The organism is Hyphococcus sp. (assembly GCF_965228385.1).
Classification (GTDB): Bacteria; Pseudomonadota; Alphaproteobacteria; order Caulobacterales; family Parvularculaceae; genus Hyphococcus.
On sequence record NZ_OZ245810.1, the window covers coordinates 2936727 to 2950403 of the forward strand.

At 59.2% G+C, this 13677-nt stretch carries 14 protein-coding genes and 1 other RNA gene; 8 read left to right on the plus strand and 7 right to left on the minus strand.

Annotated features, from left to right (window positions below; all coding sequences use genetic code 11):
• Positions 1–2 precede the first annotated feature (2 nt).
• The 5 genes from rsmD to ACQK2Q_RS13615 all read left to right on the plus strand — a co-directional run bounded on the left by rsmD (position 3) and on the right by ACQK2Q_RS13615 (position 2678).
• Entirely contained in the window at positions 3–572 is a 570-nt protein-coding gene (gene rsmD / locus ACQK2Q_RS13595; RefSeq protein ID WP_425410283.1) for a 16S rRNA (guanine(966)-N(2))-methyltransferase RsmD, read from the plus strand.
• Positions 573–658: 86 nt separating this feature from the next.
• A complete protein-coding gene (locus ACQK2Q_RS13600) occupies positions 659–943 on the plus strand; it encodes an XrtV sorting system accessory protein (protein ID WP_425410284.1) in 285 nt (94 codons plus the stop codon).
• 36 nt (positions 944–979) lie between these two features.
• Positions 980–1136, plus strand: a non-coding RNA gene (gene ssrS / locus ACQK2Q_RS13605) — 6S RNA.
• 129 nt (positions 1137–1265) lie between these two features.
• The gene (locus ACQK2Q_RS13610; protein WP_425410285.1) at positions 1266–1850 is read left to right on the plus strand and encodes a 5-formyltetrahydrofolate cyclo-ligase; all 585 of its coding nucleotides are present in this window, start codon (positions 1266–1268) and stop codon (positions 1848–1850) included.
• 15 nt (positions 1851–1865) lie between these two features.
• Complete coding sequence (locus ACQK2Q_RS13615) at positions 1866–2678, plus strand: TIGR00282 family metallophosphoesterase (RefSeq protein ID WP_425410286.1); 813 nt, start codon at positions 1866–1868, stop codon at positions 2676–2678.
• Between the two features lie 2 nt (positions 2679–2680).
• Here ACQK2Q_RS13615 and ACQK2Q_RS13620 read toward each other — a convergent pair whose 3' ends face one another.
• The gene (locus ACQK2Q_RS13620; protein ID WP_425410287.1) at positions 2681–4618 is read right to left on the minus strand and encodes a serine hydrolase; all 1938 of its coding nucleotides are present in this window, start codon (positions 4616–4618) and stop codon (positions 2681–2683) included.
• 128 nt (positions 4619–4746) lie between these two features.
• Positions 4747–5502, minus strand: a complete 756-nt coding sequence (locus ACQK2Q_RS13625; protein WP_425410288.1) for an SDR family NAD(P)-dependent oxidoreductase — start codon at positions 5500–5502, stop codon at positions 4747–4749.
• Between the two features lie 185 nt (positions 5503–5687).
• On the opposite strand from ACQK2Q_RS13625, the gene ACQK2Q_RS13630 reads away from it, so the two are divergent.
• Together ACQK2Q_RS13630 and efp are read left to right on the plus strand one after the other, a co-directional pair.
• Positions 5688–6434 (plus strand): YebC/PmpR family DNA-binding transcriptional regulator, encoded by a 747-nt coding sequence (locus ACQK2Q_RS13630; RefSeq protein WP_425410289.1) that lies wholly within the window; start codon positions 5688–5690, stop codon positions 6432–6434.
• An 88-nt stretch (positions 6435–6522) separates the two neighbouring features.
• Positions 6523–7086, plus strand: coding sequence for an elongation factor P (efp, locus tag ACQK2Q_RS13635; RefSeq protein ID WP_425410290.1), 564 nt, complete (start codon positions 6523–6525; stop codon positions 7084–7086).
• 73 nt (positions 7087–7159) lie between these two features.
• Here the strand turns inward: efp and lepA are convergent, their stop codons facing one another.
• The 3 genes from lepA to ACQK2Q_RS13650 form a co-directional block, all read right to left on the minus strand.
• Positions 7160–8986: a translation elongation factor 4 gene (gene lepA / locus ACQK2Q_RS13640; RefSeq protein ID WP_425410291.1), complete on the minus strand. Its 1827-nt coding sequence runs from the start codon at positions 8984–8986 to the stop codon at positions 7160–7162.
• A gap of 108 nt (positions 8987–9094) precedes the next feature.
• Complete coding sequence (gene mscL, locus ACQK2Q_RS13645; RefSeq protein WP_425410292.1) at positions 9095–9532, minus strand: large conductance mechanosensitive channel protein MscL; 438 nt, start codon at positions 9530–9532, stop codon at positions 9095–9097.
• A 139-nt stretch (positions 9533–9671) separates the two neighbouring features.
• Positions 9672–10355: a nitroreductase family protein gene (locus tag ACQK2Q_RS13650; RefSeq protein ID WP_425410293.1), complete on the minus strand. Its 684-nt coding sequence runs from the start codon at positions 10353–10355 to the stop codon at positions 9672–9674.
• A 154-nt stretch (positions 10356–10509) separates the two neighbouring features.
• Here ACQK2Q_RS13650 and ACQK2Q_RS13655 point away from each other — a divergent pair, with 154 nt between their 5' ends.
• Positions 10510–11115 carry a 2-hydroxychromene-2-carboxylate isomerase gene (locus tag ACQK2Q_RS13655; protein WP_425410294.1) on the plus strand — a complete coding sequence of 202 codons (606 nt, stop codon included), beginning with the start codon at positions 10510–10512 and terminating at the stop codon, positions 11113–11115.
• A gap of 14 nt (positions 11116–11129) precedes the next feature.
• Here ACQK2Q_RS13655 and mutL read toward each other — a convergent pair whose 3' ends face one another.
• Together mutL and ACQK2Q_RS13665 are read right to left on the minus strand one after the other, a co-directional pair.
• Positions 11130–12956 carry a DNA mismatch repair endonuclease MutL gene (gene mutL, locus ACQK2Q_RS13660; RefSeq protein WP_425411166.1) on the minus strand — a complete coding sequence of 609 codons (1827 nt, stop codon included), beginning with the start codon at positions 12954–12956 and terminating at the stop codon, positions 11130–11132.
• A gap of 151 nt (positions 12957–13107) precedes the next feature.
• Positions 13108–13668, minus strand: coding sequence for a DUF3035 domain-containing protein (locus ACQK2Q_RS13665; RefSeq protein WP_425410295.1), 561 nt, complete (start codon positions 13666–13668; stop codon positions 13108–13110).
• Between the last annotated feature and the right edge of the window lie 9 nt (positions 13669–13677).

The window sequence follows — 13677 nt, forward strand, 5'->3', positions numbered from 1 at the left end:
TCATGCGCATCATTGGCGGAAAATTCAGGGGCAGAGGGATCATTGCGCCAAAGGGGCGCAGCGCGCGCCCGACCACTGACCGCACGCGCGAAGCCCTGTTCAATATTCTTGAGGCGCGCGATGACATCACGCTGGAAGGCGCGCGCATTATTGATCTGTTTGCCGGGTCCGGCGCGCTCGGCCTGGAAGCGATGTCGCGGGGCGGCGCATGGTGCCTTTTTGTGGAAACTGACGCCGCCGCGCGCGCCGCCGTGCGTGACAACATTGAAGCGCTGTCGCTCTTCGGCGTCACCCGCATCCACCGCCGCTCGGCGACGGATCTTGGCGCAAAACCCGCCGGCGCCGGGCCGCCATCTACGCTCGCTTTCCTGGACCCGCCCTACCGGAAAGGCTTGGCCGAACCGGCCATGCGCATGCTGGCTGGCGGCGGCTGGCTGGCGGCGGGCGCGCTCGCGGTCGTCGAGCAGGCAAAGGACGAGCTTCCCGCTCGGGTCGATGGATTTATAGAAACCGACCGGCGTAATTACGGCGATACGCAAATTGGAATCTATGTCTTTTCTGAAGCAAAATGAACCTGTACCGCCCGTCACCGCTCCCGGATTAAAACACTTTTAACAGCGATGATCATATGATCGGTCCCATACAGTAGGGGGCATTTATGTTCACTGTTTTTGACGTCTTTTCGCTGGCGCTGCTGCTCGCATCCATGTCGCTGTTCGTGAGGCGCTACCTGACCAGCGACCCGCCGGTTTATCCGTACCTGATCATCGCCTGCACCTGTCTTGTCGCGAACTGGCTTGGCGAGGCGGGCGGCGGCATATTCGCGCTGGCGCTGCTCATCGCCGCCTCATTCTCGTTTTTGGGATGCCTGATCTACCCGAGCTGGCGCAGCATGGCGACGCATCCCCAGCGCAAGCAACCCGCGGGGCGCAAAGACGCCTGACGCCTCTTTACGCGGGCACGGCGGGCGCCTATTTTCATCTGGCTGCCCGGCCCGTCAGGACGACATTCCCCGGGGCCTTATCTCACTTATAGGGAGCTGCCTCTGACTGGGACCCTGGTCCCTATTACGCGGCGCCCACCTGATCCTTAGGGTTCAGGGCGAATAAAAGTCCAACGGCCAGGGCGGCGTTTAAGTTTTCAAACCGTGAAGGCGCCAGTTTGTTGCGTCTGGGGTCTGATCCTTTAGGTTTTCATGCGTATCGAGGTCCGCCCGCATAGCGCTGTGCCGGACCGGCTGACAGTGAAGCAGGAAATGTATCGCGATGCTGCCGCCGATCTCCTTTTTGCACGACCCGAAAAAAATCCTGCGCGAGCGCATGAAGGGCGAGCGCCGCGCCGCCGCCAAAGCACGGCCCGACGCCGGCAAGCACGCCGCCGCGAATTTCCTGCGCGCCATCGACCTCACTGACGGCGCGGTTGTGTCGCTTTACCACCCCATGCGCGATGAGCTTGATACCGAACCGCTGGCGGCGGCGCTTATTGAAAAAGGCGTCCGCATCGCCCTGCCAGTGGTCGCCCGTAAAAAAGCGCCGCTTGCCTTCCGCGAATACCAACCCGGCGACGATCTTGTGGACGGCGCTTACGGAGAACGTGTTCCATCGCAAAACGCGCCGTCGGCGACGCCGTCCATACTGGTCGTTCCGCTATTAGCCTTTACGCGTGACGGCGGCCGGCTCGGCTATGGCGGCGGCTATTACGATCGCACGCTCGAGGCGTTGCGCCGCGAGGGCGCGCCGCTGGCCGTCGGGTATGCTTACGGCGCGCAGGAAGTTGACGCGCTGCCCCTCACCCGCCTAGACCAGCCGCTCGATTGGGTCGTGACCGAACGCGGCGCCATCAAGTGCTAGAAAGCGGGTATTGCCTTGCGAATTGCTGTTTTCGGCGACGTCATGGGACGCAGCGGGCGCAACGCCCTGCTTGAAGCGCTGCCGGGCCTCAGACGCAATCATGCGCTCGACTTTATCGTCGTCAATGTGGAAAACGCCGCCGGCGGATTTGGCGTAACGTCGAAAATCGCTTCCGATTTTCTCGAGGCCGGCGCCGATGTGATGACCACGGGTAATCATGCATTCGATCAGCGCGACGAAATCGAAATATACGATCAGGAAGCACGGCTGTTGCGGCCGATTAATTTTCCGGCGGACAATCCAGGCCGAGGCAGCGGCGTTTTTACCGCCCGGAACGGCGACAAGGTGCTTGTCCTGCATGCTCAGGGACAGATCGGCATGCACCCTTGCGATGATCCTTTCGCCGCTATTGACCGTGAAATGGAAAACGCCCCGCTCGGAGACGCGGTTGACGCGGTTATCGTCGATTTTCACGCTGAGGCGACGTCCGAAAAAAACGCCATGGGGCATTTTCTTGACGGCCGGGCCAGTCTTGTCGTTGGCACGCATACGCATATTCCGACTGCGGATGATAGAATCCTTTCCCGCGGCACGGGGTATATTACCGACCTTGGCATGACCGGCGATTATGACAGCGTCATCGGCATGGAAAAGTCAGAACCGTTGCGGCGCTTTACGACAAAAATGACCGGCGGCCGTTTTGCGCCCGCCGCAGGCGAAGCGACGATCTGCGGCGTCTTTGTGGAAACCGACAAAAAATCAGGTCTCGCCGCGTCCATTCACCCGATCCGGATTGGCGGACGGTTAAGCACGGCGAATCCTTTATAAGATCAGGCCGTGCCGGAAAAAATAACCCGCCACGCCACCAGCATCACGGCCAGCGCTGCAAGCGACAGCACGAAACCTGTGTGATGCGCTTTGCGCCACACGCTCCAACCTGAACGCATCCAGGCGAACGGCGCGCTGATAACAAGCGCAACAGCAGAGGCGAATAACATTAGTCCGGCAATCCGCAATCCGGTGATGGCGCGCGGCGGGTAATCCGAGAGGGCGCCGGATGTAAACCCCATCGCCGCGATGCTGGCGGCTAACAATCCCGCGAAAACGAAAACCACAATAGCGGCGAGAATATCGCCCTTGTTGAGCCAGACGCCGAGCTTTGTATTGGCGTGCATACGGCCATGACGGCGCCACGCGCCCGCGAGTGTTGTCGCGCCGAAAAAAAGACTCGCTGCAAGGCTCGCGATCAACACACCACCATCCCCGAAAATCCCCGCGCGCTCATAAGAATGCACGCTGCTGGCGTCGGAAAGCGCGGCGACGCGCCCGCTTTCGTCCCGTGTAAAGACGACCCTTTCGCCGCGCCGGTTCTCGAATGTATCGCTTGCGCCCGCCACCGGCCCATAGCGCAGGGCCTTCTCGCCCGACGCGATTAACAGGGCGCCGTCCGTGGCGGAGACCGAATACACATCCGGCAGGGAATACAATTTTTCGAATTTTGAAAATGACCGGCGGTTGGAGAGATACCGGCCAGTATACTGCACTGCATCTACGCTGCTTCGCGCCGCCATAGTGGTTTGCTGATTTTGCTCTTTGTAAAGATGGTCAATAAGAAGCACGGGGATTTCGTTGACAAGGGTTCGATCCGACGTGCTGTTCTGGGAGATAAAAATACCGGTTTCCAAATCCGGGATTAAAATCATATTGGTGTAAAAAACGGTGGTGGCGCCGCCATGGCCAAAGGTCTCAACGCCCTTGTAAATATTGCTCTGGAAGCCGTGCGCCATATCGGCGCCGGCGGCGCGGTCATCGAATGCGCGCGACGCCATCAACTGGTGGGTCGCCGGCGAAAGAAGACGCACGCCGTCAACAACGCCGCCGCCCAGATGAAACATCATCCATCGCGCCATATCGCGCGCTGTTGACGACATGGCCCCTGCCGGCGCGAAAGGACCAAGCCCCATGTAATCCGCCGTTTCATAACCGCCGCGCTCAGTTTTGACGCCCTCTGCAAGGTTTTCCCTCAAGCGCTGCTGCATTTGCGATGGCGCGTTCAAGGTCGTGTCCGCCATTCCGAGCGGGTCCAGAATTTCGGTTTGCAAAAATTGATTGTATGAAACGCCGGAGACGTCCTCAACGATTTTTGCAGCCAACGCCGCGCCCCAGTTCGAATAGGACGTGCGCGCGCCCGGCGGATAAACGCGTTCCGGCATGGTTTCGTTCAACGCATCGGTGAGGGATGTGTCATCGGCGTCGCTGCGGGTGTAAACGCCAAAGGCGTCTTCAAAGCCCGCCCGGTGCGCCATAAGATGGTTCATCGTCACAGGCGCTCCGAAAGCATCCCGAATACGGATGTCTTTCAGATATGCGTTTACATCTTCATCAAGGTCGAGCAGCCCGCGCTCATGCAGCATCATCGCGGCAGTCCAGATAAAGGTTTTCGAAACCGACCCGATACGGAATAATGTGGCGCCGCCGTCCACCGGACGTTCGCCCGCCGCATCCGCGACACCGTAGCCTTTGGCGAATAATGTCTTGCCGTTTCGCACGACGCTCACCGTCGCGCCCGGCGTTCCATGCTCACGCATATGCGCCGCCACGACGCCGTCAATATACCCTTCAAGCACCGCCTCTTCCCGTGTGGGTTCAAATGAAGGAAGCTCGACGAGGTCCACGGGCGTTGTTGGCGCCGGATCGGGCGGCTCCTGCGCAAAAGACGGAAAAACCAAAACCTGCAGCAAAAACACCGCGAACAGAAAAAACCGCATAGAAAAACTCCGGGCTGCCGCGCGGGACCCTAGCAGACAATGCGGCTTTCCTGAACGCTGCGCCGGCGTAAAGTCAGACGCGCTGCTGTCAAGCTGTGCACGCGTTTTCATTCAAGGGCGCCGCCGCCTCAGCGCACGTAACTCGCGCCGTTAATATCGATCGTGGTCCCGGTCATGGAAGGGCACGCGCCGCTGAGGCAGAACAAAATCGCCGCCGCCACTTCCTCAGGCTGGGCGACGCGGCCCAGCGGAATTTCATGCACCGCGTGTTTTCGCGCTTCGATGTCTTCTGGCGCCATGCGCGTTTCGACCCAGCCGGGGGCAATCGCATAAAGCAGAATATTCTCTCCGGCGAGGCCCCGCGCCCAGGTTTTCGTCATGCCGAGAACAGCCCCTTTTGAAGCGGCGTAAGCGGCTTTTTCCAGTCCGTCGCCGCGATGGCCCGCGCGGCTGGCGATATTGACGATGGTTCCCCCGCCCTTTTCGCGGAAATGCGCGATTGCGGCGCGGCAAATATCAGCCGGCGCTGTGACGTTTACGGCAATGGTTTTCGCCCAGCCGTCTTCCCAGCCGGATTTATCGCCTGTCAGCGGCGAGGGAAGATAAACGCCGGCGTTGTTGACAACGGCGTCGAGACGGCCGGCGCGTTCGATGGCGCGCGACGCCAGTTCAAACCCCGCGCCCGGCGCGGTGAGATCCTGATACAAGAAATCACCAGCCGCCTGACCCGCTGATTTCGCCACGGCCGCGGACGCTTCACTTTCCGCGCTGGCGTGCAGGAGAACATTCGCGCCCGCCGCCTTGCAGACCGCCGCCGCCTTTGCGCCGATGCCGCGCGAGGCGCCCGTGATCAGCACCGCTTTTCCATTTAAATCGTAAGCCATCCGCCTATTCTCCCGTTCAAGTCCGTGCGCGCGCTCTCATACGCGGGGCAGCTTTGGCGGAATCGCGGCGGGCGGGTCAAGGTTTTGGCGCGAAACAATACTGCAAAACCTTGCGGGGCCTTGAAATTTCATCGCCGAGCGCCATAACAGTCGCCTTTCCGTTCAGATTGTAAAAGGGTGAACCCATGGCCGGGCACAGTAAATGGGCGAATATTCAGCATCGCAAAGGCCGCCAGGACGCCAAGCGCTCCAAAATGTTCTCGAAACTGTCAAAAGAGATTACGGTGGCGGCGAAAATGGGCGCGCCGGACCCTGAATTTAACCCGCGTTTGCGCCTCGCCATTCAGGCGGCGAAAGCCCAGTCCATGCCCAAGGACAATATCGACCGCGCCATCAAAAAATCGACGAGCGCGGATGAATCGAATTTCGAGGAAATTCGTTATGAAGGTTTCGGGCCCGCCGGCGTCGGCGTGATTGTCGAGGCGCTGACGGATAACCGCAACCGCGCCGCCAGCGAAGTGCGCTCGATTTTCTCAAAGAATGGCGGGAACCTTGGCGAGACCGGGTCTGTCTCTTTCATGTTTGACCTGATGGGTTACGTCGAATATCCGGCGAACGTCGCCAGCGAAGAGGAAATGCTGGAGGCCGCTATCGAGGCCGGCGCCGAAGATGCACAGTCCTCTGACGAAACGCATGAAATATATTGCGCCTTCGATCAGCTTGCGGAAGTCAGCAGCGCGCTTGAGAAAAAATTCGGCGAGGCCGCTACAGCCAAGCCGACATGGCGCCCGCAAAACACGATTGAAATTGAAGGCGAAAAAGCCGCGACACTGATGAAACTCATCGACTCGCTCGACGATTGCGATGATGTGCAGAACGTCTACGCCAACTACGACATTTCCGACGAGGAAATGGAGCGGCTGGCGAGTTAATGCGCGCGGCGCGCCCGCAACTTGCCTGACGACCGCCCGCCTGCTAGAGCGGCGCGAAATCAATTAAAGTCTCTGGCGAGCGCGCAATATGAAAATCAACGGCAACGAGATCCGCCCCGGCAACGTCATTCAGCATCAGAACGGCTTATGGGTCGCGGTCAAAACCAATGCTGTCAAACCCGGCAAGGGCCCGGCCTATGCGCAGGTGGAGCTGAAAAACCTCGAGACCGGTTCGAAACTGAATGAGCGTTTCCGCGCTTCGGAAACCGTCGAGCGCGTGCGCCTTGAACAGAAGGACCACACCTATCTTTACGCCGAAGGCGACATGCTGGTCTTTATGGACGCGGAAAGCTACGAGCAGATCAACATCCACAAGGACATGATCGGCGAGCGCGTGGCGTTTCTGCAGGACGGCATGGCCGTCGTGGTCGAAAGCCATGAAGGCCGCGCCATTGGCGTGCAGATGCCGGAGCATGTCACACTGGAGGTCGTGGAAACCGAACCGACAGTGAAAGGCCAGACGGCGTCCTCGTCGTATAAACCCGCCATGGCTGACAACGGCCTGCGGATCATGATCCCGCCTTACATGACTGTGGGCGAAAAGATTATCGTCAACACCGAAACGCTGGAATATGTGAAGCGCGCGGAGTAGTCGCGAACCACCGCCTTCAAAAACAATAATATCATTCGACAAAAATTGTAGAACGCAAATTTGGAATAAAGCGCTAGCTATCGATCTTCAGCGCCTTGATGAACGCTTCCTGAGGAATTTCGACGCGGCCGAACTGGCGCATCTTTTTCTTCCCTTCTTTTTGTTTTTCCAAAAGCTTGCGTTTGCGCGTCGCGTCGCCGCCATAGCATTTCGCAGTGACGTCTTTGCGCAAGGCCGCAATTGTTTCGCGCGCAATGACGCGCCCGCCGATCGCCGCCTGGATCGGGATCTTGAACATATGGCGCGGGATCAAATCCTTCAGCTTCTCGCACATGGCGCGCCCGCGCGACTGCGCCTTGTCGCGGTGAACGATAATAGACAGCGCGTCCACCGGTTCGTCATTGACAAGTATCTGCATTTTCACGAGATCGCCGGGGCGATGATCGAGGATCTGGTAATCGAAACTGGCGTAGCCTTTCGACACAGATTTCAGCCGGTCGTAAAAGTCAAACACCACCTCGTTCAGCGGCAATTCATAAACCACCATGGCGCGTGAGCCCGCATAGGTCAGATCCTGCTGGACGCCGCGCCGTTCCTCACAAAGTTTCAGGATGCCGCCAAGATAATCGTCCGGCGCCATGATCGTCGCCTTGATCCAGGGCTCTTCCATATGATCGATGCGCGCCGGGTCCGGCATATCCGCCGGGTTGTGCAGTTCGCTTACCGAGCCATCCGTAAGGTGAATATCGTAAACAACGCTTGGCGCCGTGGTGATAAGATCGAGATTAAATTCACGCTCCAGCCGCTCGCGAATAATCTCCAGATGCAACAGGCCGAGAAACCCGCAACGAAACCCGAAGCCGAGCGCGGCAGAAGTTTCCATCTCGAATTCGAAACTGGCGTCATTGAGGCGCAGCTTGCTCATGGCGTCGCGCAAGTCCTCGAAGTCGTTGGCGTCCACAGGGAAGATGCCGCAAAATACAACGGGTACGGATGGCTTGAAGCCGGGAAGCGCCTTGTCGCAGGGCCGCCGGTCGTCGGTGATGGTGTCGCCCACGGCGGTGTCCGCAACCTCTTTGATCGACGCCGTGAGATACCCGATCTCGCCCGGTCCCAGCGCGTCGACCGGCGTTTTCTTCGGCGTCGAGACGCCCACCTGATCGACAGTGTAGACGGCTTTCGCGCCCATCATGCGAACCCGCATGCCCTTTTTCATAACGCCGTCAACGACGCGCACGAGCACGACGACGCCAAGATACGGATCGTACCAGGAATCAACCAGCAGCGCTTTCAGCGGCGCGGTCTCGTCGCCGCCGGGCGCTGGCAGTTTGGTGACGATCGCCTCCAGGACGTCCGGCACGCCGAGCCCCGTCTTGGCGGAAATTTCCAGTGCGTCCGCCGCTTCGATGCCGATCACGTCCTCGATCTGCGCCTTGACGCGGTCCGGCTCGGCGGCGGGGAGATCGACCTTGTTGAGGACGGGCACGATTTCGAGATCCACATCAATCGCCTGATAGACGTTGGCGAGCGTCTGCGCCTCGACGCCCTGACTGGCGTCCACCACCAGAAGCGCACCCTCGCACGCCGACAGCGAGCGCGAGACCTCATAGGTGAAATCCACATGCCCCGGCGTATCGATGAGGTTCAGGACATAGTCCTCGCCGTCTTTCGCCTTGTAATTAAGGCGCACGGTCTGGGCTTTGATGGTGATGCCGCGCTCGCGCTCCAGTTCCATGGAGTCCAGCACCTGCTCCTTCATCTCGCGGTCGGAGAGCCCGCCCGTAACCTGAATGAGACGGTCGGCGAGCGTCGACTTGCCATGATCGATATGGGCGACGATGGAGAAATTGCGGATGTTTTTAAGCGGAGTCATGAGACGTACATATGGCTGCAAAGCCATGGCGTATAGACGGCGCGGCGATAAGGGACAACTCCAATAAAAAACCCGGCCCTCGATAACGCGAGGACCGGGCTTTTACTCACTGGGGTGGGGTCGTTTGGGGTTCTGTTATACGCCGCGCGATTTGATGGCGTCGCGAATTTCCGCCAGCAGCACCTGTTCCTTTGGCGGTTCAACCGGCGTTGGCGCCGCTTCCGGCGCGGCTTCGGCTCTTTTCTTGAGATTGTTGACGCCCTTGACCAGCAGGAACACGGCCCAGGCGACGATGAGAAATGAAATGACATTGTTGATGAATGAGCCGTAAGCAATCACGGGGGCGCCCGCCTCGCGCGCGGCGGCAAGACTTTCATACTGAATATCCGTCAGATTGATGAAGAGGTCGGAGAAATCGATATTGCCCATCATCTTGCCGATCGGCGGCATAATAATATCATCAACGAGTGACTTTACGATTGTTCCAAAAGCGCCGCCGATAATAATGCCCACCGCCATATCGACGACATTACCCTTGACGGCGAATTCCTGAAACTCTTTTACAATGCCCATCTTGCCGTTCCTTTTTCCCGCGCCAGGCCGTTTTCCGCGAAAAAAGTCCGCAGACTATAGCGGCCGAATCAGCCTTGAAAAAACGCTAGTCTGATTTGCCTTCGCATGAAAGTTGAAAACGACGCAGGCGGATGAGGGATTAATAAACTTTCAGAATATCGTCCAATGGCTTTTTAATCATGGAATGATGCGGGATTGGCGCGTCTTTTTGCGCGCGGCCTGTAACGATGAGGAGATAGGGTTTCTCCGTCGCCGGACGATCGAGCTTTTTCGTCAGGAACGTCATTGGGTTTGGCGTATGGGTCAGCGTCGCCAGCCCCGCCTGATGTAACGCGGCAATCAGGAAGCCGCAGGCGATGCCGACGCTTTCATGCAGATAGTAGTTCTTCTTATCCATGCCGGCTTCAACGCCGCCACGCCGCTGGGCGAAAACAGCGATCAGCCACGGCGCCGTTTCAAGAAACGGTTTTTCCGGGCCGGTGCCGAGCGGATCAAGCGCTTCGAGCCATTCATCGCCGGCGCGCCCCTGATAAAAAGCGCGCTCTTCTTCTTCCGCAGCGAGACGAATATCCCGCTTGACGCCAGGATCGCCCACAAGCCCGAAAAACCATGGCTGGTGATTGGCGCCGGAGGGCGCGCGGCCCGCCGTCTCAATACATTTTTCGATGAGTTGGCGCGGCACGGGCTCATCGGTAAAATCCCGAATCGTATGCCGGCGTTTCATATCCTCGAAAAAAGCCTCCGCGCGCGACGCCATTTCATCGTCGCTGCGGGAGACATAATCGCCCAGTTCATCAAGCGGCGTATATTTATAGTCCGACATTACCGGCTTTCTTTATTTTCATTCAGCGTCAGTACAACAACGCCTATCGCCAATGGCGACAACATGCAGATCATACTTCATCTCTTCGCGATTCGGATGCAAACTATAGCGCGCCCCACCCTCACGCAACGCAGCTGCATAAAGAGAGGTTTCCATGCCGCAGCCGGTTGAATTCTGGTTCGATTTCGCCTCGACCTATTCCTATCTCACCGCAGTCCGGATTGAGGAAGCAGCCGCGGCGAAGAACGTAAGCGTGTCATGGCGGCCGATTTTGTTAGGTCCGATTTTTGCGCTTCATGGCTGGAACACATCGCCGTTCAGGGTTTATCCCATCAAAGGCGAATATATGTGGCGCGACGTTGAAAGGCGGGCCGAAAAACTGGGCCGGCCCTTTTATAAGCCAGGCGCGAACGACGCGCGCGATTTCCCTCAACATACGGTGCTCGCCGCCCGAATGGCGCTGATCGCGCTGGACGGCGACGCCGGCCGTGAGTTTTGCAAAAGCGTGTTTATTGCTGAATTTGAAGAGGGCCGCGATATCTCCGACCCTCAGACGCTCGTCGATATTGCCGTCAAGGCGGGCGTTCCCGGCGATATCCTGGGCGCGGCCACATCGCCGGAAAACAAACAGCGGCTGCGCGCGGATGTCGAACGGGCAAAAGCCCTGAAAATTTTCGGCGCGCCGAGCTTTACCGTCGGCGAAGAATTGTTCTGGGGCGATGACCGGCTGGACGACGCGCTTGACTGGGCCGCGCGTTAGCACATTCGCGCCGGCTAACGACGTCCGAACAGCCGTTCGATGTCGGCAAGTTTCAGTTCCACGTAAGTCGGGCGGCCGTGATTGCACTGGCCGGAATGGGGCGTCGCCTCCATCTGGCGCAAAAGCGCGTTCATTTCATCAGCAGTCATACGCCGGCCGGCGCGGATCGAGCCATGGCACGCCATGGAGGAGCACACCTCTTCCAGACGTTCCTTCAGCGCCAGCGTTTCGCCCATGGAGGACAGATCGTCAGCCAGCGCATGGACCAGCCCTTTAATATCAACCTCGCCAAGCATGGCGGGCGTTTCGCGCACCATTACGGCGTCTTCCCCGAAACGCTCCATCACGAGACCAAGCTCGGCGAATTCATCAAAACGTTTTTCAAGCCGGTCAGCTTCGTCGCTTGCGAGATCGACAACCTCGGGCAGCAAAAGGCCCTGCCCGCCAACAGCGCCGCCGGAAAGCGCTGATTTCATCTTTTCATACACCAGCCGCTCATGCGCCGCATGCTGATCGACAATGACAAGGCCGTCAGTTGTCTGCGAGACGATATAAGTTTCGTGCATCTGGGCGCGCGCCGCGCCAAGCGGGCGTTCAGCGGATATCGCATCTTCATCCGGCGAGGCTTCAGCCCGCGCGCTCGGCCGGTCCACATTCTCGAAAGCGGACTGACGGTCGTTCAATCCGGCCGCCGGCGAAAAGGCGTCGCGAATATAAGGGTTAGCCGCGAGCGAAGGACGATAATGAGAATGCAGCGGCGTTACCGGTCCGCCCGACTGCGCCGACATTTTTCCGAGCGCATAGGCGCTTGTCGTCGTCGAGGCGCGGTGGCCGGCTTCCGCCAGCGCATGCCGCAGGGCGCCGACCAGAAGGCCGCGGACTTCGGCGGCGTTGCGAAAGCGCACTTCCGTTTTCGCCGGGTGCACATTGACGTCCACCAGTGCGGCGGGAATGTCGAGGAAAAGCGCCACGGCCGGATGTCTATCGCGCGCCAGAAAGTCCGCATAGGCGCCGCGCACGGCGCCCACAACAAGCCGGTCGCGCACAGGCCGTCCGTTGACGAACAAAAACTGTTTGTCCGGCAAACCGCGATTGAACGTTGGCAGGCCAGCAAAACCGGTGACGCGCGCGCCCTCCCGCTCGGCGTGGATCGCCAGCGCGTTCTCGCCGAATTCCCGGCCCATGATGGCGGCGAGCCGTTTCAGACGGCCGTCTTCGCTCAATGTTTCAGCGGAAAGGTTCACGATCTTGCGGCCGGAGGAGAGAAGCGTGAAAGCGACGTCCTGGCGGGCCATGGCCAGGCGGCGTACGGTTTCGCCGATCGCCGTCGTCTCAGCCTGATCGGATTTTAAAAATTTCAGCCGGGCGGGCGTCGCGTAAAAAAGATCGCGCACCTCAATGCGTGCGCCATGACCGCCGAACGCCGCCGGCGCCGGTCCTTCCAGCGCGCCGCCCTCCACGCGCAGATGGTGCGCCTCGCCCCCGTTTTCCCGTGTTGTGATGGAAAGCCGCGCGACTGCGCCAATCGACGGCAGCGCTTCGCCGCGAAAGCCCATTGTGGCGATATTCATCAGATCATAATCGCCATCGGCGCCGGGCGTGAGTTTTGATGTCGCGTGGCGTTCCACCGCGAGCAGGAGGTCGCGCCTGCTCATCCCGCAACCGTCATCCGTCACGACGAGGCGCGTTTTGCCGCCATGTTCAATTTCAACATCGATGCGCGCAGCGCCGGCGTCGAGCGCATTTTCGACCAGTTCCTTGACGACAGCAGCCGGGCGCTCAATCACTTCGCCGGCGGCGATGCGGTTGACCGCGTCCGGCGGCAGCCGGTGAATTCTGATTTGATTTTCCGTAATTTTTTCCGCGCGATTCGCCATGGGTGATTATCGCAATTGCAGGGCGCTCACGCAAACCCGGAAACGGCCGCTGACAATGACAAAGGCCGCCTCGGTTGGGGCGGCCCTCCAAACCTTTGAACCGTTCAATTTTCGTTTAAAATACGCCTGGCAGTTTCAAACCGTCGGATTGCTCAATCTTGACTTGCGCTTCCTCGCCCAGAACAGCCTTGATGGCGCGCTCGCGCGCTTCCATCCATTCTTCCGTATTTTCAACACGCAATGGCGCAGCAGAATCGTCAACCTTGCCGTCGTTGAATTGCCAGAACATGAGCTGATTGGCGAGGCTGCGATCTTTTTCAGCGCGGCCGCCATTTTCAGCCGCCAACAATACGCGGATCGAATTGTCGGCGCCGAACGCGCCGGCCTTGCGCAGCAGCATTTGTTCGCCTGCAGTTGGCGGCGCCGCCGTCGTATCGCCCACCAGCACCTGCTGGGCGCGTTCGGATGACGATAATTCCTGCGGACGCGATTCGCCCGGACGCGGAGGCTGCAAACCATAATCAGGGGGCACAACCAGCGGCGCTTTCGTCGCAATCGCGAATTCATCAGGTGCGTTTTTGCCGGCGCCGACCGCCTTGCCGATGCCGCAACCTGCGGTCATTACCGATATCGCCGCCATTGCGCCCGCAAACCGAAATGCAGAAGCCTTCATCATAACAGTATC